The sequence below is a fragment of the Mycobacterium sp. NGS26 genome (assembly GCF_059813025.1).
This window is the reverse complement of the sequence record NZ_JCALDU010000002.1, coordinates 996,532-1,014,385: the sequence shown is the minus strand read 5'-3', so window position 1 is coordinate 1,014,385 and position 17,854 is coordinate 996,532. Positions and strand designations below refer to the sequence as shown.

The 17,854-nt window shown below is 68.8% G+C and carries 16 protein-coding genes and 1 pseudogene; 5 read left to right on the top strand and 12 right to left on the bottom strand.

The window, feature by feature from the left end; genetic code table 11:
- Positions 1-3: 3 nt before the first annotated feature.
- The 3 genes from AC5Y6X_RS10725 to AC5Y6X_RS10715 all read right to left on the bottom strand — a co-directional run bounded on the left by AC5Y6X_RS10725 (position 4) and on the right by AC5Y6X_RS10715 (position 3,970).
- On the bottom strand, positions 4-1,011 hold the full coding sequence (locus AC5Y6X_RS10725) for a Gfo/Idh/MocA family protein (protein ID WP_499986396.1): 1,008 nt from the start codon (positions 1,009-1,011) through the stop codon (positions 4-6).
- Positions 1,012-1,120: 109 nt separating this feature from the next.
- On the bottom strand, positions 1,121-2,335 hold the full coding sequence (locus AC5Y6X_RS10720) for an FAD-dependent oxidoreductase (RefSeq protein ID WP_499986395.1): 1,215 nt from the start codon (positions 2,333-2,335) through the stop codon (positions 1,121-1,123).
- 24 nt (positions 2,336-2,359) lie between these two features.
- A complete protein-coding gene (locus AC5Y6X_RS10715) occupies positions 2,360-3,970 on the bottom strand; it encodes an arylsulfatase (RefSeq protein ID WP_499986394.1) in 1,611 nt (536 codons plus the stop codon).
- Positions 3,971-4,013: 43 nt separating this feature from the next.
- Here AC5Y6X_RS10715 and AC5Y6X_RS10710 point away from each other — a divergent pair.
- The 3 genes and pseudogenes from AC5Y6X_RS10710 to AC5Y6X_RS10700 all read left to right on the top strand — a co-directional run.
- Positions 4,014-4,595: pseudogene (locus AC5Y6X_RS10710) on the top strand (nitronate monooxygenase); the annotation flags it as partial.
- 140 nt (positions 4,596-4,735) lie between these two features.
- Positions 4,736-5,206 carry a GbsR/MarR family transcriptional regulator gene (locus tag AC5Y6X_RS10705; RefSeq protein ID WP_499986393.1) on the top strand — a complete coding sequence of 157 codons (471 nt, stop codon included), beginning with the start codon at positions 4,736-4,738 and terminating at the stop codon, positions 5,204-5,206.
- A gap of 2 nt (positions 5,207-5,208) precedes the next feature.
- Complete coding sequence (locus AC5Y6X_RS10700) at positions 5,209-6,024, top strand: class I SAM-dependent methyltransferase (protein WP_499986392.1); 816 nt, start codon at positions 5,209-5,211, stop codon at positions 6,022-6,024.
- Positions 6,025-6,030: 6 nt separating this feature from the next.
- On the opposite strand, the gene AC5Y6X_RS10695 is transcribed toward AC5Y6X_RS10700, so the two are convergent.
- Genes AC5Y6X_RS10695 through AC5Y6X_RS10685 form a run of 3 tightly spaced genes read right to left on the bottom strand, consistent with a single transcriptional unit; the run spans position 6,031 to position 9,683 of the window.
- Complete coding sequence (locus AC5Y6X_RS10695) at positions 6,031-7,299, bottom strand: amidohydrolase family protein (protein WP_499986391.1); 1,269 nt, start codon at positions 7,297-7,299, stop codon at positions 6,031-6,033.
- 4 nt (positions 7,300-7,303) lie between these two features.
- Positions 7,304-8,074: a class II aldolase/adducin family protein gene (locus AC5Y6X_RS10690; RefSeq protein ID WP_499986390.1), complete on the bottom strand. Its 771-nt coding sequence runs from the start codon at positions 8,072-8,074 to the stop codon at positions 7,304-7,306.
- The gene (locus AC5Y6X_RS10685; RefSeq protein WP_499986389.1) at positions 8,061-9,683 is read right to left on the bottom strand and encodes a class I adenylate-forming enzyme family protein; all 1,623 of its coding nucleotides are present in this window, start codon (positions 9,681-9,683) and stop codon (positions 8,061-8,063) included. The genes AC5Y6X_RS10690 and AC5Y6X_RS10685 overlap by 14 nt, the downstream gene beginning before the upstream one ends.
- A 105-nt stretch (positions 9,684-9,788) precedes the next feature.
- Between AC5Y6X_RS10685 and AC5Y6X_RS10680 the strand changes: the two genes are divergently transcribed.
- Entirely contained in the window at positions 9,789-10,109 is a 321-nt protein-coding gene (locus tag AC5Y6X_RS10680; RefSeq protein ID WP_499986388.1) for a hypothetical protein, read from the top strand.
- 133 nt (positions 10,110-10,242) lie between these two features.
- On the top strand, positions 10,243-11,607 hold the full coding sequence (locus tag AC5Y6X_RS10675) for an HNH endonuclease signature motif containing protein (protein ID WP_499986387.1): 1,365 nt from the start codon (positions 10,243-10,245) through the stop codon (positions 11,605-11,607).
- Between the two features lie 16 nt (positions 11,608-11,623).
- Here AC5Y6X_RS10675 and fadD1 read toward each other — a convergent pair whose 3' ends face one another.
- The 6 genes from fadD1 to AC5Y6X_RS10645 are packed head-to-tail and all read right to left on the bottom strand — an operon-like array spanning position 11,624 to position 17,849.
- Complete coding sequence (fadD1, locus tag AC5Y6X_RS10670; protein ID WP_499986386.1) at positions 11,624-13,219, bottom strand: fatty-acid--CoA ligase FadD1; 1,596 nt, start codon at positions 13,217-13,219, stop codon at positions 11,624-11,626.
- A complete protein-coding gene (locus AC5Y6X_RS10665) occupies positions 13,216-14,817 on the bottom strand; it encodes a flavin-containing monooxygenase (RefSeq protein WP_499986385.1) in 1,602 nt (533 codons plus the stop codon). Before AC5Y6X_RS10665 ends, fadD1 begins: the two co-directional genes overlap by 4 nt.
- Complete coding sequence (locus AC5Y6X_RS10660) at positions 14,814-15,773, bottom strand: alpha/beta hydrolase (RefSeq protein ID WP_499986503.1); 960 nt, start codon at positions 15,771-15,773, stop codon at positions 14,814-14,816. Before AC5Y6X_RS10660 ends, AC5Y6X_RS10665 begins: the two co-directional genes overlap by 4 nt.
- A gap of 8 nt (positions 15,774-15,781) precedes the next feature.
- Positions 15,782-16,201 (bottom strand): Zn-ribbon domain-containing OB-fold protein, encoded by a 420-nt coding sequence (locus AC5Y6X_RS10655; protein ID WP_499986384.1) that lies wholly within the window; start codon positions 16,199-16,201, stop codon positions 15,782-15,784.
- Positions 16,202-16,203: 2 nt separating this feature from the next.
- Complete coding sequence (locus tag AC5Y6X_RS10650; RefSeq protein ID WP_499986383.1) at positions 16,204-17,406, bottom strand: thiolase family protein; 1,203 nt, start codon at positions 17,404-17,406, stop codon at positions 16,204-16,206.
- Complete coding sequence (locus AC5Y6X_RS10645; RefSeq protein ID WP_499986382.1) at positions 17,403-17,849, bottom strand: hotdog family protein; 447 nt, start codon at positions 17,847-17,849, stop codon at positions 17,403-17,405. The genes AC5Y6X_RS10650 and AC5Y6X_RS10645 overlap by 4 nt, the downstream gene beginning before the upstream one ends.
- Positions 17,850-17,854 lie beyond the last annotated feature (5 nt).

The window sequence follows — 17,854 nt, the reverse complement described above, 5'->3', positions numbered from 1 at the left end:
CGTTCAGCTCGGCTCGCGCAGCGGAAGGCCGGCGGCGCGATAGATCGCGTCGACGACGGTCATGTTGTCTATCGCGTCCTGCGGGGTCGTCTTGATCGGTTCGCCCCGCAGCACGGCGGCGGCGAAAGCGTCGAGCTGGTACGCGTAGGAGGCGCGGCGCGGGAATCGCTCCGCACGTTTCCCGTCGGGCCAGCGGACCGAGAGCCGATGGTAAATCTGGGGCATCACGGGATTGAATACGTGTAGCTCGCCCCGGTCGCCAACCACCGTGGCACTGATCTGCAGCAGGCGCGTCGACCACAACGAGCAGTGGACGCGGCCCGTATGCCCGCCGGCAAACCGCAACTCGGCGGTCATGGCCCGGTCGACACGCGGCTCGCGCAATTTTGCCTGCGCCGAAACGACTTCCGGGGTCGAACCACCGAACGTGCGAGCCATGTGCACCGCGTAGCAGCCGGCGTCCATGGTCGCACCGCCGGCGAGCGAATAGTTGTAGCGGATGTCGGAGAACTTCGGCAGCGGGAAGCACAGGGCGGCCTCCACCCTCTCGAGCTTGCCCAGCTCCCCGGACGCGATGATCTCCTCGATCCGCAAGGTCAGCGGGTGATAGCGGTAGTGGAATGCCTCCATCACCACCCGATCCGATTTCGCGGCGAGTTCGGCGATGTCGCGGGCTTCGGCGGCGTTGGCGGTGAGTGGCTTTTCGCACAGCACGTGCTTACCGGCGGCCAGTGCGGCTCGAGTCCACTTGCCGTGCAAGCCGTTCGGCAGCGGAATGTAGACCGCGTCGAGATCCGGATCGGCGATCAGCTTGTCATAGTTGTCGTGCACCCGGGCGATATTGTGCTTGGCCGCAAAGGCTTGCGCGCGCGACGCATCCCGCGCCGCCACGGCGGCCACCACGACGTCGGCGTTCTTCCTGGCCGGGTTGACGAGCGCCATCGGTGCGATGCGGGCGGCTCCCAGAATGCCGATCCGCAGCCGGGCCCCACGATCAGACTGATCAGACACGAATCCGACGCTAGCACTTGGCCATATCCGCCGCGGGCATCGCCGAAACCGACGTTAGCGTGCGGCTCACTCGCAGTTTTCCACGCCATCGTCGATCTCGGCGGCAGCGTCAGCGACGCGCGAATGCGGGCGCGCGCTCGGGACGGACCCCGACGCCGACGAAGTACGCGGGCACCACCGACAGCCACGGCAGCCGCTGCACCAGTCCCAGCAGCGCGTCCGGCGGGGTGGGGTCCGCGCCGCGAAGCAGCGGGCCGAGCAGCACGCGCTGCAACACCCGTTGCACCGCCTGGGTCACCACCGTGGGAAAGACGCGGCGCCGCCGGACGGCGGCCAGGTCGCGGTCGGTGACCCGGTGCCGCCGCAGCGGTTCGGCCAATATCGTGGCCGCCGCGACGGCATCTTGGACCGCCAGATTGATGCCGACACCGCCCAGCGGAGACATCGCGTGCGCCGCGTCGCCGATGCACAGCAGCCCGTCGGTGTGCCAGCGGCGCAGCCGATTCACGTGGACGTCGAGGTGTTTGACGTCGTCCATCGACGTGAGCGCCGCCACCGACTGGTCCGCATCGGGCAGCAGCGCGCCAATGTCGCGCCGGAAGGCCTCGATGCCGCGAGCGCGCAACTGCGCGTCGGACCCCTTGGGCCCGAGGTAGGCAATCTGGTCGTAGCCTTTGCGCGGGATCATGACGAGGGCCTTGCCGGGGGCCAAGCGAGGCAAGAAGGTGAATTTCTCCTCGCCGTCCCGCGGCAATCTGAACCACCACACGTCGAAGTTCACCGGGAATTCGCGCGTCTCCAGCCCGGCCTCACGCCGCGCGATCGACCACCGACCGTCGCACGCCACCGTCAACTCGGCCCGCAGTTCACCCGGGCCCTCGGGCCCGTCGTAACGCACTCCGGTGACCTGAGCGCCCTCCCGCAGCAACCCGGTGACCTCGGTGTTCATCCGCAGCCTGAAGCTCGGCTCGGCCTGGGCGGCCTCGGCGAGCAGGTTCAGCAGGTCCCATTGCGGCACCATGGCGATGAAGGGATGGGGCTGCCGCAACCGCTCGAAGTCGACGTACGTCACCGAGCGGCCATTCGAGTCGATCCGGGCCTTGCGGACCTCGCTATAGCCCAACTGCGAGAAGCGCTCCCACAGGCCCAGCTCGTCGAGCAGCCGAAGCGTGGTCGGGTGCACGGTGTCGCCGCGGAAGTCGCGCAGGAAGTCGCCGTGCTTCTCCAGCAGGGTGACGTCCACACCGGCCCGAGCCAATAACAGCCCGAGGACCATCCCGGCCGGGCCGCCGCCGATAACCGCGCACGTGGTTCTGTCGACCATCAGCGCTCAGCGTACGTGGTGAACTCAGCCGAGCAGTTGCGTGTCGATCTCGAAAACCGACACCGGATCGAGAATCACGCCGGTTTCCTCGACGTAGCGGTCCCACAGCTCGAGGAGTTCGGCCAGCTTGTCGGGCCGGGACGCCGCCAGGTCGACGATTTCACCGGGGTCGGCCGACAGGTCGTAGAGCTGCCAGGCGCCCGGGCCGTACGGGGCGGGCAGATGCAGCGCCTTCCAGTCGCCCTGGCGAATGGCGCGGCGGCCGAACAACTCCCAGCCGGTGCCGGTCGCGGCGTCGTGCACCGCCTCGGTTGCGCCCGACAGGTACGGGACCAGGGACTCACCGCGCATGGGTTCGACCCGACGGCCGCGGTAGGCGGTGCCGGGATGCGCGGCGCCCGCGAGTTCGAGCACGGTCGGGGCGATGTCCATCACCGTCGCGAAGGCCGTGCCGATCTGGCCTTGCCGTTGGAAGCCGGGCCAGGTGATGAACCCGACCACCCGGATCCCGCCCTCGGTGGTGAACGCCTTGTGCAGCCGCGACGGCGCGGTGGCGGCCTGGGCCCAGCGCGGCCCGTACCAGATGTAGGAGGTGGGCCGGCCGAGGTTGTCGAGGCTGTTGTCGTAGTACTGCTCGATCTGCGCGGCGATCCGGGGCCCGTGCAGCGGCATCGCCTCGACGATCGCGCCCTCGGCGCCGTTGTCGGACAAGAAGATCACCACCGTGTTGTCGAGCTCCCCGGTGCCGGCCAGGTAGTCGATCACCCTCCCGATGTTCCAATCCATCCGGTCCACCATCCCCGCGTAGACCTCCATGCTGCGGACCGACCGCGCGCGCTCGTCGTCGCTCATGTCGGACCACTCGGGGGCGCCGTCGGCGACGACGGGGTGCGCGGCGACATCGGGCGGGCACAGGCCGAGCCGCTTGAGTGCCGCCAGGCGCGCCTCGCGCAGGGCGTCCGGCCCGGCGTCGTAGCGGCCGCGATAGGCCGCGACGGACTCGTCGGGCGCCTGCAGCGGCCAGTGCGGCGCCTGGAAGGGCAGGTAGGCGAAGAACGGTCTGTCGTCATCGGCGGATCGCTCGCGGAGGTAGCGCAGCAGGGTGTCGGCGTAGAAGTCCGAGGAGTAGAAGTCGTCGCCGACCGTGACGAAGTGGTCATCCTCGGTGTAAAGCCTTGGCGCGGGCGGGAACCCGCCGGCGGCGGGGCCGTAGTGGCTGGCGCCGGCGGGCAACAACGCGAACGACCGCTCGAATCCGCGGGCCCACGGCGAGGTCTCGATCGTGTCGCCCAGGTGCCACTTGCCCGACATGAGCGTCAGGTAACCGGCGTCGCGCAGCAGCTCGGGCAGCGCCACCACCCGATCGTTCAGGTGCCCCTCGTAGCCGGGTGCGCCCCGAAATCCGGGGATCGCGACCTCCAGCATCGTCCCGATGCCGGCGATGTGGTGGTCGGTTCCGGTCAACAGCATCGCCCGGGTGGGCGAGCAGGCCGGCGCCGAATGAAAGTCGGTGAGCCGGATCCCGGCGTGGGCGAGCCGGTCGAGGTTGGGCGTGTTGATTTCACCGCCGAAGGCACCGATGTCGGAGAACCCCAGATCGTCCGCCACGATCACCAGGAAGTTGGGCCGCGTCACGGTGAAGCATCCTGTCAGGTCTAGCGTCCGAAGGGAACTGGAGATGCTGGCGCAATTCGGCATCTCGATTCCGTTGGCCGCCGCCCCGGTGTCGAGCGGCCCCACCGCCACCGCGATGGTGTCGGCGGCGAAGCGGGCGAGTGGCTTGGGCCTGCTCGCGGCCGGCTACAAGGCCGTGGAGGCCGTCGAGGCCGAGATCGCAAGCGTTTGCGCAGCAGGAACCCGTTCGGCGTCAACGTGTTTGGCCCAATCCGCTTCCGGTCGACCCCGACGGCTACCGGACGTACGCCGCGACCAGTCAGCGGGAGGCCGACCAATTCGGCGTGACCGTGCCGTCGGAGCCGATCGATGCCGCCGACGGGTTCGACGAGAAGATCTCCGTGCCGCTCGACGGTCCGGTGTCGATGGCGTCGTTCACCTTCGGTATCCAGCCGCGCCGCGTGATCGACGCGCTGCAACTGGCCAATAGCGTGGTCGTGCAGGCAGTTACGACTCCGGAAGAGGCGGCGCAGGCGCACGAGGCAGGTGCCGATCGCCGACTTTCGTCCGACGGATCGTGAGGACCGTACCGCTGCCGGTGATGACCGCCGGTGGGCTCGGCACTGCGGCCGCGGCACCCGACCTCTGATCGCGCCACTGTCCCGACGGAATTTCGCAAACTGCTCCGAGCGGCGGCCTACGTCAAGCGCGCCGATGCTTGCCCCACGAGGCTTGAATCTATCGTAGCCTACATTTAGTATGTACTGAACGTAATAGGAGGACTTGATGTCGCCGGAAGAGGCTGAGTTCGTCGACCGCATGGGTCTATTCTTCGAGCTCCTCGGCGCCACCCGCACCATGGGCCGCGTATACGGGTGGCTGCTGATCTGTCATCCGCCTCAGCAGTCGTTGACCGAACTGGCCGGCGCGCTGTCGGTGAGCAAGGCCTCGATCAGCACTGTCGCCCGGCAGCTGCTGGAAGGCGGGATGATCGAGCGGTTGCCGAGCCCGAACCGTCAACACCTCTACCGGGTCACGCCGGGCGGGTTCACCAGCGTGATGGAAACGCAGCTGTCGCTGATGCGCCTGGGCATCGAGCCCGCCGAGTTCGCTCTGTCGATGTTGGGGGCGGACCGCGCCGAGCAGCGGGAGCGCGTTGAGGACTTCCGCGACTTCTGCGAGTTCTGCACCCGGGACTATCGCGACCAGCTGATGCGAATGTGGACCGAATATCGGGATGGAAAGAGACAGTCATGACAATGACGGGCAGGGTCGACTTCAGCGACGTGGCGTGGGGGTCAGTGGAATGGACGAACCTGTGCACGCTGTACTTGCGGGCCTACGAAACCCGTTCGCCCGAACCGATTCTCGACGACAAGGCCGCCGCCGAGGCGGTGGACCGCATCGCATACGACTGGGAGCGCATGCGCCGCGCCTCATGGCCCAGATCCAACCAGTACCTGGTCACCATGCGCGCCAAGCAGTTCGACGACTGGAGCGCCGACTTCCTGCGCCACCACCCGAACGCTGTCGTGCTGCACCTCGGGTGCGGCATGGACACCCGGGCGTTCCGGCTGCATCCGCCGGACACCGTGCTGTGGTTCGACGTCGACCAACCCGACGTAATCGCGTTGCGGCGCAAGCTGTACAACGATCGCGACGGCTACCGGATGATTGCCTCGTCGGTGACCGACGAGGCGTGGCTGGACGAGGTGCCCACCGACCGCCCGACGCTGATCGTCGCGGAGGGACTGCTCATGTACCTCACCGAGCCTCAGGTGCGTGCGCTGCTGCAGCGCCTCACGGATCGGTTCGGCAGCGGCGAGCTCGCCTTCGACACCGCGTCGCCGATGGCACCGCGGCTGTCGAAGGTGCTTACCAAGGGCATCACCAAGTGGGGCATCCGCGACGCCCGCGAAATCGAGCAATGGAACCCGCGGCTGCGCTTCCTCGAGCGGTCGCCGGTCGGGGCGCTCTACCAACGGATACCGTCGGCACCGCTGCGGCTGCTCTGGCGGCTGGTCAACGCCACGCCTATGGGGAATTACGACGTCCTTAACCGCTTCGCGTTCTGACGGCCATCAGAATGCGTCGGGATCCCGCTGCACTTCCGCCGGCACCGGGTGCTGGTACAGGCGGGAAGCGTTCTCCCAGGTGAATTTGCGGATCGCGTCCTGCGGCAGGTCGCCGATTTCTTCGTGGATCGTCTGCTGGGTGTGCGGCCAGGTCGAGTCGCAATGCGGATAGTCGGCCTCCAGCATGATGTTGTCCACACCGATCCGGTCGCGCTGCACGAAAGACGACTTGTCCTCCACCGCGCAGAACCAGAAGTTGCGGGTGAAAACCTCTGCGGGAGTGAGGCTTTCACCGAGCGCCTGCCAGGTGCCGTACATCGCGTGATAGCTGAGCATGTGATCGAGCCGGTCGAGCAGCCCCGCGACCCAGCCGATTCCGCCCTCCGACAAACAGATCTTGAGATCCGGAAACCTGCTGGGCAGGCCGGAGTACAACCAGTCGACGGCCGCCGAGATGGCGTAGGCGAAGAACAGCACGCCCTGCACGTCCGGCGGCGCGTCGTCCGTGGTCGACGGCGACGAGCCCGAGGAACCGATGTGCAGGTTCACCACGGTGCCGGTTTCGGCGCACGCCGCCATCATCGGATCCCAGTGGCCCGAATGGATACTGGGCAACCCGAGCATCGCCGGGTTCTCGCTGAACGTCACCGCGTGAAACCCGCGCTCGGCGTTCTCGTAGATCATCCGGGCGCCCAGCTCCGGATCCAGCAGCCACGGCAGCTGACACGGAATGATCCGGTCCGGATAGGAGCCCGCCCACACCTCGAGGTGCCAGTCGTTCCAGGCCCGGACGGAGGCCAGCGCCAGGTCACGATCCTTGGTCAGCTGCTGCAGCCGCTGGCCGGCGAAGCCGGGCAGGAACGAGGGAAAGTTGAGCGAGGCGTAGATGCCGTTCAGATCCATGTCCTTGACGCGCTCGTGGATGTCCCACGCGCCCTTGCGCATCTCGTCGAACCGGACCGGCTCGAAGCCGTACTCCGCCACCGGCCGTCCCACCACGGCGTTGAAACCGACGTTGGGCAGTTCCTGCCCGTCGTAGACCCAGGTCTGCCCGCCGCTGTCGGTGTCGACGACCTTCGGCGCGCGATCCGCGAGCCTGCGGGGCAGGCGTCCGGTGAACGTGTCCGGCGGCTCGACGATGTGATCGTCCACCGAGATCACCGTGTAGCGCCGCGGCGCCCGGGGCGGGTCCGGAAGGAACGTGACGGAGCGGTCCGCGCCCGTCTTGGCGGTGGTGAAGTTCGCGTTCGCGGCCAACTCGTCGATTGATTTCATGGTTTCACCTGAGCACGTCGGGATCGGCCTTGATGGTCATCCGGGCCGCGCCCGCCCAATACACGTCGGCGGCCCGCTCGATCAGCGACCGCTGCATGCCCGCCATGTCCGCCCAGTTCATCTGCAGCGGTTCCTTGCCGGTGAGCATGACGTCGTGGGCCAGCTTGCACACCCGCTCGATCGACGCCGCGCGGTATACGGCCTGGGCCAGGTTGGTTCCGGTAGCGATGACGCCGTGGTTGGCCAGGATGGTCAGGTTGGCGCCGCCGATGCGCGCGGCCAGCTCCGCCGCGCGGGACGGGCTGTCGATCTCGCCGTCGTAGGTGTCGATCAGGCACAGGTCGTCGAGGAACAGCGACCCGGTCTGGTGCAACAGGTCGGGCAGCCTGCCGAGCGCGGCCAGCACGCAGACGTAGTAGGGGTGGTTGTGGATGACCACCCGGGCGTCTTCGCGGACGCGGTGCAGTTCGGTGTGGATGTGGATCGCCGGCGTCACGTCCCAGCGGCCCCGCACCACCCGCGCGTCGCTGTCCACGACGCAGATGTCCGAGGCGGTGAGCTCCGCCCACCACAGTCCCCACGGGTTGACGAACATGTCGGTCTGCCCGTCGGGCTGCCAGGTGATGTGTCCGGCCATGTTCTCGGCGAACCCGATGCCCGCCAGGTGGCGAAAGGCCACCGCGAGCGCCTGCTCGTCGGACAGCTCCGGGATCGGGGGCACCACCGACGGCGCCCAAACCTCCAGCCCGCCCGGTCGTGCGTCAGGAGCGTTCATGATCGGCCTCCATCCTTGCTCGGATATCTTGGCGGAGCTCGCCTTTGGCGATCTTTCCCCCGGACGACCGGGGCAGCTCGTCGACGACGATGAGCCGCTCGGGCAGCAGTTCCTTGGAAACCCCCCGCGCCAACAGGTGGTTGACGAGTTCGGGCAACTCGATGACCCGCGAGTCGGTGAGTTCGGCGTAGAGGCAGACCCTTTCGCCGAACACCGGATCGGGCATGGCGACCGCAGCCGCCAGCGCGATCGCGGGGTGCGTCATCACCGCGTCCTCGACCTGGGCGGCGCTGATGTTCTTGCCCCCGCGCAGGATGAAGTCGGATGTTCGGCCGGTGACGCTCAGATAGCCGTCGGCGTCGATCTCGGCGATGTCGCCCATGCGCATCCATCCGTCGCTGGTGAACAGCTTGTCGTGGTCGGTGCCGCGGAGATAGCCGAGGCTGGTCGCGGGGCCGCGGCAGGCGGGTTGGCCTCGCCCCGTGTCGGTGACGTCGTCGTCGCCGTCGAAGAGACGAACCGCCATCTCGGGGACGATCCGGCCGCAGGTGCGGAGCCGGCGTTGCAGCGGGTCGTCCAGCGTGGTCCCGCTGAGCAGCCCGGTCTCGTTGGAGCCGTAGAACTGCAGGATCCTTGCGCCGGTGAGTTGCTCGAACTCGGCGGCGGGCCGGTACGGCAACGCCTCGCCGCCGGCGAACACCACCCGCAGCGTGCTGAGGTCGTAATCCCGGCACGCGGCGTCGGCCATCAGCATCGTCAATTGCGTGCTGACACAGCACAATACGGTGACCCGATGCCGGGCTATCGCCTCACACGCCGCCTTGGCCGTGAAACGGTCCAGGATCACCGCGGTCCCACCGAGGTAGATCGGGGTGCTGTGGCTGGTCCATATCCCGAAGCCGAAGGGCATCGGTACGACCGGCAGGAAGACGTCGTCCGGCGTCAGGTGCCCGTTGGCCACCGCCTTCTGGTGAAAGTAGTACCAGCGATTCTGGGTGTGCACGACGCACTTGGGCAGGCCGGTGGTCCCGGACGTGGAGTTGATCAGGAAGACGTCGTCGGAGCCGAGCGCGGATTCGGGTGGCAGGGGTTTGGGCTCGACATCGACGTTCAGGCGCGGGGCGCCGGCGGGGTGACCCAGGACCAGCACCGGGACCGCGGAGTCCGCACCGGCCTGCGTCGCGACAGCGCGGCGCTGGTCGTCGCTGATCAGGACCTTGGGCCGCGCGTCGCGCAGGATTGCGGCGGCCTCGCGGGTGCCGGCGCGCGCGCCGATGCCGACGACGACGGCGCCGCAGCGTTCGATGGCCACGAACAGCACGTGGATCGCGGCGGAGTCGCCGTGCCACACCGCGACCCGATCGCCCCGCGCTATGCCGACGCCCGCCAGCTGTTCGGCGAGATTGGTTGCCGCATCGTCGAACTCGCGCCACGTCAATGAGGGGCCCGGATGGTCGACATAGGCGGCGCGGTGCGGCGCCCGGACGGCGTTGCGGCGTACCGCGTCCGACAGCGTCGAGTCGGACCACCAGCCGGCCGCACGAAACCGGGCCCGGTCCTCGTCGGTGAATGCCGGCGAGCCCACGGTATCCAGCCCGCCGGCGCTCATCCCCAAATCATAGGAAGGCGCACGCCGTCGCCCGCGGTGAGGACAAGTTTTGGGATCGGTAGCGGCATCGCAGGTTTTCACTTGCGTGCAAGGAGGAAGCCTGCAATGAAAACGAAGGTCGTGGTCCTGTTGTCCGGGGCTCTGATCGCGATGCTGCTGCTGTCGCGCTATTTCGCGCTGAGCCGGGCGGGCATGCCGCTGGGATGGATGCTGTATCTCGGGTTGCCCATCACCGCGGCCGGCGTTCTGTTCGCGCTGCGGCTGATCAACCTCGGCGCGGGCTGGGGCACCACGGTCGACCACTTCGAGCACACGCCCCTCCACGCTTCCGAGCGCCTGAAGGAGCTTCAGGCCCTGCGCGACAATGGCGCGATCTCGGACATGGAATACAGCGCGCGGCGCCTGCAGATCATCTCCGAGATGTGACCCAACGTCGCGAGCTGCGTTTCTCGCCGGAGCTGTGACGTGGCCGGCGACGAGTTATCCACAGTCAGCGCTTTATCCACAGGGCGGGCGAATCGAGTAGCTGATTCGAACACACATTCGATAGAGTGGGGGTATGGGTGCGAGCAGTCGTGAGGAGATCGTCGAGGCCTTCGGCGCGCTCGACACCGCCCTGGACAGGCTGGGCGGGTTGTCCTTTGACGTGTTGACCACCCCGGAACGATTGCGGGCCCTCGAGCGGCTCGAATGCGCGGCGCGGCGGCTGCGCGCCCCGCAGCACACCTTGATCAACCAGATCGGCGCCCAGGCCTGCGCCGAAGAGCTGGGCGGCAGCCTGCGCACGGCGCTGGCCGAGCGGCTGCGCATCACCGGGGCCGAGGCCGGGCGGCGCATCGACGACGCCGACGACCTGGGTGAGCGCCGGGCGCTGACCGGGGAGTTGTTGGCGCCGCGGTTGGCCGCGACCGCCACCTCCCAACGCGCGGGGCTCATCGGCGACGGGCACGTGAAGGTCATCCGCGGCTTCTTTGCCCACCTGCCCGCCGAGGTGGACGCCGCCACCCGGGAGGCCGCCGAGCGCGATCTGGCCATCAACGCCTGCCACTACCGCCCCGATGAGTTGGCGAAATACGCCCAGCGGATCATGGACTGGCTGCACCCCGACGGCGACTTCAGCGATCAAGAGAGGGCCCGCAAGCGCGGCATCAGTTTGGGCGCCCAGGAATACGACGGCATGTCGCGCATCAGCGGCATGATCACCCCCGAGCTGCGCGCGGCGATCGAGGCGATGCTGGCCAAGCTGGCCGCCCCCGGCGCCTGCAACCCCGACGACCAAACCCCGATCGTGGATGCGGCCCCCGATGAGGAGGCGGTGCGCCGCGATCACCGCACCGCAGCCCAGCGCAACCACGACGCGTTTTTGGCCGCACTGCGTGGCTTGTTCGCCTCCGGAAAGTTGGGGCGGCACAACGGGTTGCCGGTGTCGATCATCGCGATGGCCACCCTGCGGGAGTTGGAGGCCGCCGCGGGCAAGGCGCTGACCGCGGGCGGCACCCTGGTGCCGATGACCGATGTGATCCGCTGGGCCGGCCACGCCCACCATTACTTGGCTCTGTTCGATGGCGCCAAGCCGCTGGCGCTGTATCACACCAGGCGGCTGGCCTCCCCCGCCCAGCGCATCATGCTGTACGCCAAGGACCGCGGGTGCACCAAGCCGGGCTGCGACGCCCCGGCCTATCACAGCCAGGTCCACCACGTAACAGGATGGACGAACACGCATCGCACCGACATCACCGACCTCACCCTAGCCTGCGGCCCGGACAACAGGTTGGCCGAAAAGGGCTGGACCACCCGCACCAACACAAGAGGCGAAACCGAATGGATCCCACCCCCACACCTCGACCGAGGCCAACCCAGAACAAACAGCTTCCACCACCCCGAACGATTCCTCCGCGGTGAGGACGACGATGAGCCCCATTGACGCTCAGGCGGCTCCCCTAATCGTGCAGCGCGTCCTCGACCACCACGAAGTACGTCGTCCCGCGCGCCGGGCGCGCCCACAGCACCCCGCCCTGCGCGCTGATTCCGGCGGCGATCAGCTCACGTTTGAGGATCTTGTTGGTCGAAGTGGCCGGGAGGTCGTCGTTGATGCGCACGTAGCGCGGCCACGCCTTCGGCGACAGGTCCGGTTGCGCGGCCAGGAACTGCTCGAGATCGGCTGGCCGCAAATCCATCCCGCGGCGAATCACGAGCGCGGCCATCACCTGGTCGCCGACGTGCTCGTCGGGCACGGCGTAGACGGCGACCTGCCCGACCTGCGGCAGCCGCTCCAGGATCCGTTCGATCGGCGCCGCCGCCAGGTTTTCGCCGTCCACCCGCATCCAGTCGGCGGTGCGACCGGCAAGGTAGATCCAGCCGTCGGCGTCGCGGTAGGCCAGGTCGCCCGACCAGTACATGCCGTGCCGCATGCGCTGCGCCGTGGCGGCGGGATCGTTGTAGTAGCCCGCGAACGGCCCGGCGCCCTGGGTGTTCACGAGTTCGCCGACGGCCTCGTCGAAGTTGGTCAGTGCGCCGTGTTCGTCGAACTGCGCGACCGCGCACTCCGTCACCGTGGTCGGGTTGTAGATGCTCACCCCGGGGTAGGGCTTGCCGATCGAGCCGGGCGGGGTGCCGTCCTCCCGGACGACGATCACCGCGAACTCGCTCGAGCCGAAGCTGTCGACCACGCGGCAGCCGAAACGCCTTGCGAATTCGGCGATGTCGCGATCGGTCGCCTCGTTGCCGAACGCCATCCGCAGCGTCGTATCGGCGTCGTCGGGGCGCTCCGGGGTGCCGAGGATCAGCGCCAGCGGCTTGCCGACGTAGTTCCAGTACGTGACGCCGTAGCGGCGGACGTCGTCGAGGAACCGTGTCGGCGAGAACCGGGCCGGGGCCATGGTGGCGCCGCTGCCGATGGCGACCGCCCATCCGGCGGCGACCCCGTTGGAGTGAAACAGCGGCATCGACAGGTAGCAGACGTCGTCCGCGGTGACGTCGTACTGAAAGATCAGGCTGGCGCCGCACATGATCGCCATCCCGTGCGCGAACCGGACCGCCTTCGGATCGCCGCTGGTGCCGGAGGTGAAGATCATCATCAGGGTGTCCGCGGCGCCGACCTCGCGGTGGGCCACCAGCGGTGGCGCCGCGGCGACCGCGTCGGCGTAGCGCCGCCCGGTCACGTCGAGCACCTCGAGGCCGCCGAGGTCCAGGCCGTCGAGCAGCCGTCGGTGCTCGGGATCGACGAGAAGGATCTGGCAGTCGGATCGCCGGACGTCGGCGAGCAGGCCCGCCCCGCGCCGGGTGGTGTTGATGCCGCACAGCACGTAGCCGCCGAGCGCCGCGGCGGCCATCGCCCGAAGCATCTCCGGTGAGTTGCCCAGCAGCGCCCCGACGTGCAGCGGGCGCGCCGGGTCGGCGACGGCGATCAGCGCGGCCGCCTCGGCCTCCGCCTCGGCCAGGTGCTCTCGCCACGTCCAGGTCCGGTCACCGTGGACGAGCGCCCGGGTGTCGTCGTGCCTGCGCTGCCGTAGCAGCTGCTGGACTGTCTCGATCATCTGGTGGTCAGCACCAGCCCGGCGTAGTCGTTGCGGGCCACCTCGTCGCACTGGCGCCGGTAGTTGCCGAATCCCCCTGTGTAGGGCATGAATACGCGTTTCTTGCCTTCGATGTTGGCACCCAGATACCACGAAGACGCCGCCTTGGGGAACAGGGTCTGCTCGGCGGCCTGGGCGACGTGGTCGGTCCAGGCGCGCGCGGCGTCGCGGCGCGGCTCGACCTCGCTCAGCCCGCGGCGCCGGGCGGTCAGCACCAGGTTGACGGCCCAGTCGACCTGAACTTCCGCGTGCAGCACCATGTTCGACAGTACCGACGGGCTGCCGGGTCCGCTGATGGTGAACAGGTTCGGCAGGCCCGGCACCATCAGGCCGAGGAACGTCAGCGGGCCGTCGGCCCAGATGTCGCGCAGCCGCTCTCCCCCGGGCCCGACCGGGTCGATGCGGGTCAGCGCCCCGGTCATCGCGTCGAACCCGGTCGCGAAGATCAGCACGTCGCAGCGATAGAAAGCGTCGCTCGTTCGTATTCCGTCGGCGGTGATCGCTTCGATGGGCTCGCGGCGCAGGTTCACCAGCCGGACGTTGTCCCGGTTGAAGGCCGCGTAGTAACCGCTGTCGGTGCAGATGCGTTTGGTGCCGATCGGATGATCTACCGGGATGAGGTCGGTCGCGACGACGGGGTCGGTGACGATCTCCCGGATCCGGTCCTCGGCGAACGTCCGCGCGATGTCGTTGGCGGCCGGGTCGACGTTCTGGTCGGGGAAGGTCTTGCCGAACAGGACGCCGCCCTGGCGCCACCGTTGCCATAGCGCCGCCGCGCGTTCCGCCGGATCGGTATCGACGGCCTTCTTGTGGTAGGTGCCGTGCGGGGTGCCCGCCGGCGCGTAGGCCGAGACCCGCCGGCGCTCGGGATATTCCGCGCGGATCCGCTGCTGCTCCTCCTTGGACCACGGGCGGTTGGGCATCGGGATGCTGTAGTTCGCCGATCGCTGGAATACGACGAGCTTCTCGGCTTGCCCGGCGATGATCGGGGCCACCTGGATCCCGGACGAACCCGTGCCGATCAGGCCGATGTGTTTGCCGCGCAAGTCGGGATCGTCGCGCGGCCATGCGGCGGTGAAGTACGTGTCCCCGGCGAAATCGTCGATGCCGGGGATGTCGGGGCGGTTGACCGCCGACAGGCATCCCGTCGCGCACACGAGAAACGGCGCGGCGTAGTCCTGACCGGCAGCGGTGCGCACCAGCCAGCGGCCTTGGTTCGGGTCGAACGCGGCGCCGACGACGTCGGCGCCGAATCGGTAGTGGCGGCGCAGGTCGAAGCGGTCGGCGACGTGGCGCAGGTAGGCCAGGATCTCCGGTTGCGCGGCGAATCGTTCGCTCCAGGTCCAGCTCTGCTGCAGCTCCTCGTCGAACGAGTAGGAGTAGTCGACGCTTTCGACGTCGCAGCGCGCGCCGGGATAGCGGTTCCAATACCAGGTGCCGCCCACGTCGGGGGCCGCCTCGAGGGCGGTGACCGACAGGCCCGCCGACGCGAGCCGGTGCACGGCGTAGAGCCCGGCGAATCCGGCGCCGACGACGATGACATCCGTCACCTCGGTCATTTCGGCTGGCTCCCACGGTGATTCGGCGCGAGGAGCCGGCGCAGGTCACCGCACACCAGGTCGCGCGCCGAGGCCCCGGGTGCGAAGCCCTGGATCGTCACGAAGCCGTGGAACAATCCGGGAAAGTCCCGGTGCACGACGGGCACGCCCGCGTCGCGCAACCGTCGGGCGTAATCGCAGCCCTCGCTGTGCAGGGGGTCCAGGCCGGCCGTCACGATCACGGCGGGCGGCAGGCCCGCATGGGATTCCGCGCGGGCCGGGGCAACGAGGTGGGGCGGGTCGAAATCACCCGCACCGCATAGGTATTGGTGCCAGTACCATTGCATCGCGGCGCGGGTGTTGAAGTAGCCGGTGCCGTAGCGGCGGTAGCTGTCCGTCTCGAACGAGTAATCCAGCGCCGGATACAGCAGGACCTGCGCGGCGGGCCGGGCGACTCCATGCTCGCGGCACAGGATCGCGGTGACCGCGGCGAGGTTCCCGCCGGCGCTGTCGCCGGCGACCGCGATCCGCCCCGGGTCGACCTCCAGCTCGGCCGCGTGTTCGGCCACCCAGCAGAAGGCCGCGAACGCGTCGAGGGCCGCCGCGGGCGCGGGGTGTTCCGGCGCGAGGCGGTAGTCCACCGACACCACCACGGCTTCGCAACCTCGGGCCAGGGCGCGGCAGAACCCGTCGTGGGATTCGATGTCGCAGAAGACAAATCCGCCGCCGTGGGTGAACACGATCCCTGGGCGATCGTGTGACGGCTCGCCGTGCGGGTGGTAGATCCGCACCGGGATCGGGCCGGCGGGGCCCGGGATCGAGCGGTCGACGGCTTCGCGAACGTCGTCGAGATTGTCGACGGGAACCCGCCGTTCGGCCACCGCGGCGCGGGCCTGCGGGCCGGTCATTTCCTCGACGCGCGGGAATCCGGCGTTCAGCTGGTCCAACATCGGGCGCACGCCGTCGTCCATGTGCAGCGCGCCGGTCATGCGGGCCGGTATTTCAGTAGGGTGACCCCGGCGTCGGGCATGTCGAAAAACACCGGGCTGACGGGCATTCCGATCCGGATGTCGCCCGGATCGACGTCGACCAATTCGGTGCTGATCCGTGGTCCGGCTTCCCACTGCACCACCGCGAGGAGCTGCGGCACAGCGTCGGCCCAGGGCGGGCCGGTGGGCCGGCGAGCGACGGTGAAGGTGTACAGCACCCCGGCACCGTCGATCTCACGCCACTCCAGATCGTCGGCGAGCGTTCCCGGCGCAAGGGTGCGCGGATAGAAGACGTAACGGCCCAGCGACGGCGAGTACTGCACCAGGATCCGGTGCTGCGCCAGGGCATCCCAGAAGGGCCGCGACACCGGGGTGGGCTCGGGAACCGGGAGCGCTTCGGCCGGAGTCTCGGTCATGGCTAGTCTCCCCGCATCAGCAACGCGACCTGCTCGCTCATGATCCCACCGTTGCCGGTGACGAACGCGGTGTGGCAGTCGGGCACCTGCGCCGCGCCCGCCCGCCCCATGATCTGGCGGGCGCCGTCGACGACGTGGTGCATGCCGCCGGCCATCCCGGCCTGACCGAAGGAGAGTTGACCGCCCGCGGTGTTGAGCGGAAAGTCGCCGCGGAAGGTCAAGTCGTGCTCGGTGATCCAGGACATGCCCTTTCCCTTCGCGCAGAACCCGGCGTCCTCCAGGGTCATCAGCACGGTGATCGTGTAGCAGTCGTAGATCGAGGCGATATCCACATCGGCTCGGCTGAGCCCGGACATCGCGAACGCCCTGTCGGCGGCGCGCGCGATCGGCGTGCACAGCAGGTCGTCGGCATAGGTCGGCGTCTTGAAGGCGATGTGTTCGCCGAAGCCGGTTATCCACACCGGACGATGGCGGCCGCGCCGCGCGATGTCCGCATTGGCGATCAACACGCCGACTCCCCCATGCACGCGCATCACCGTCTCGAGCATGTGGATCGGGTCTGCAATCATCGGGCTCGCGAGGACGTCGTCGACGGTGATCGGCGTCCCGTGGAAAACCGCACCCGGATGCGCGCACGCGTTGGCGCGCTGGTCGACCGCGATCTTGGCGACCGCGGCCGCGTCGTAACCGAACTGCGCCGCGTACCGCTGCGCGATCTGCGCATAGGGCGCGTTCTGGCCCACGTTGCCGTACGGGATCTCGAACTCGGCCTGCGGCGACCCGTACGTGTTCGACGACGCCCCATACCAATTCGGGGCCGGCGGCGGGCCCTTCCGCGACCGCGGCACCGACGCCGAGCCGGGCACCACCGCCAGCACCGCGTCGCACACACCGAGTTCCACCGCGGCCGCCGCGCGCCACACCATGCCCGCGGACGTCGCCCCGCCCAGGTCGACGCGCTCACCGAAATCCAAGGCCAGGCCCAGGTATTCGCACAAAGTGGCCGGTGCGAACATCGCCGATTCGGCCACACCGTGGGTGAGCAGGCCGTTGATGCGGCCGGGATCGACCCCGGCGTCCTCGACGACCATCTTCGCCAACCGCGCGTACTGGTCGAGGGTGAACCTCGGCGGCCCGCTCGGGCGGCGTTCGGCGGGCAGCTCGGCGATGCCGACGATGGCCGCCTCGCCGCGCAGCCCCGTCACGGCGCCGCCCCCCGCCGGGGCAGCTCGACCGTCGCCGTTCCCGGCATCAGCACGGCGTCCCCGCGGCGGCCGCTGATGTCGAGATCGACCAGCCCGGCGCCGCTTTCGGTGAGGCGCTTGCCCGTCACCGTCCCGCCGAAGCTGAGCCGCTGGCCGGGGTGGGCGACCGCGCGGTTCTGCACCGCGAAGGACACCAGCCGGCCGCGCCCGCCGATCCAGTCGCCGATCGCCCGGGCCAGCAGCGCCGCCTGCAGCGGGCCGTGCACCAACACGTCGTCGTAGCCTTCGACCGTGCGGGCCCAGTCCTTGTCGTAGTGGATGCGGTGGCCGTTGTAAGTGGCGGCGCTGAAGAAGAACAACTGCGTTTCGTCGACGGTCACCGTGAGCGCGGGAATCTGCTCGCCCACGCCGACGTCGTCGTAAAACACTTGCTGACCGGTCATCGCGC

Bases quoted from the DNA above. Each gene is read 5' to 3' on its own strand.
- AC5Y6X_RS10720 (WP_499986395.1), bottom strand. From the start codon at position 2,335: ATGGTCGACAGAACCACGTGCGCGGTTATCGGCGGCGGCCCGGCCGGG.
- AC5Y6X_RS10705 (WP_499986393.1), top strand. From the start codon at position 4,736: ATGTCGCCGGAAGAGGCTGAGTTCGTCGACCGCATGGGTCTATTCTTC.
- AC5Y6X_RS10700 (WP_499986392.1), top strand. From the start codon at position 5,209: ATGACGGGCAGGGTCGACTTCAGCGACGTGGCGTGGGGGTCAGTGGAA.
- AC5Y6X_RS10695 (WP_499986391.1), bottom strand. From the start codon at position 7,299: ATGAAATCAATCGACGAGTTGGCCGCGAACGCGAACTTCACCACCGCC.
- AC5Y6X_RS10690 (WP_499986390.1), bottom strand. From the start codon at position 8,074: ATGAACGCTCCTGACGCACGACCGGGCGGGCTGGAGGTTTGGGCGCCG.
- AC5Y6X_RS10685 (WP_499986389.1), bottom strand. From the start codon at position 9,683: ATGAGCGCCGGCGGGCTGGATACCGTGGGCTCGCCGGCATTCACCGAC.
- AC5Y6X_RS10680 (WP_499986388.1), top strand. From the start codon at position 9,789: ATGAAAACGAAGGTCGTGGTCCTGTTGTCCGGGGCTCTGATCGCGATG.
- AC5Y6X_RS10675 (WP_499986387.1), top strand. From the start codon at position 10,243: ATGGGTGCGAGCAGTCGTGAGGAGATCGTCGAGGCCTTCGGCGCGCTC.
- fadD1 (WP_499986386.1), bottom strand. From the start codon at position 13,219: ATGATCGAGACAGTCCAGCAGCTGCTACGGCAGCGCAGGCACGACGAC.
- AC5Y6X_RS10665 (WP_499986385.1), bottom strand. From the start codon at position 14,817: ATGACCGAGGTGACGGATGTCATCGTCGTCGGCGCCGGATTCGCCGGG.
- AC5Y6X_RS10655 (WP_499986384.1), bottom strand. From the start codon at position 16,201: ATGACCGAGACTCCGGCCGAAGCGCTCCCGGTTCCCGAGCCCACCCCG.
- AC5Y6X_RS10645 (WP_499986382.1), bottom strand. From the start codon at position 17,849: ATGACCGGTCAGCAAGTGTTTTACGACGACGTCGGCGTGGGCGAGCAG.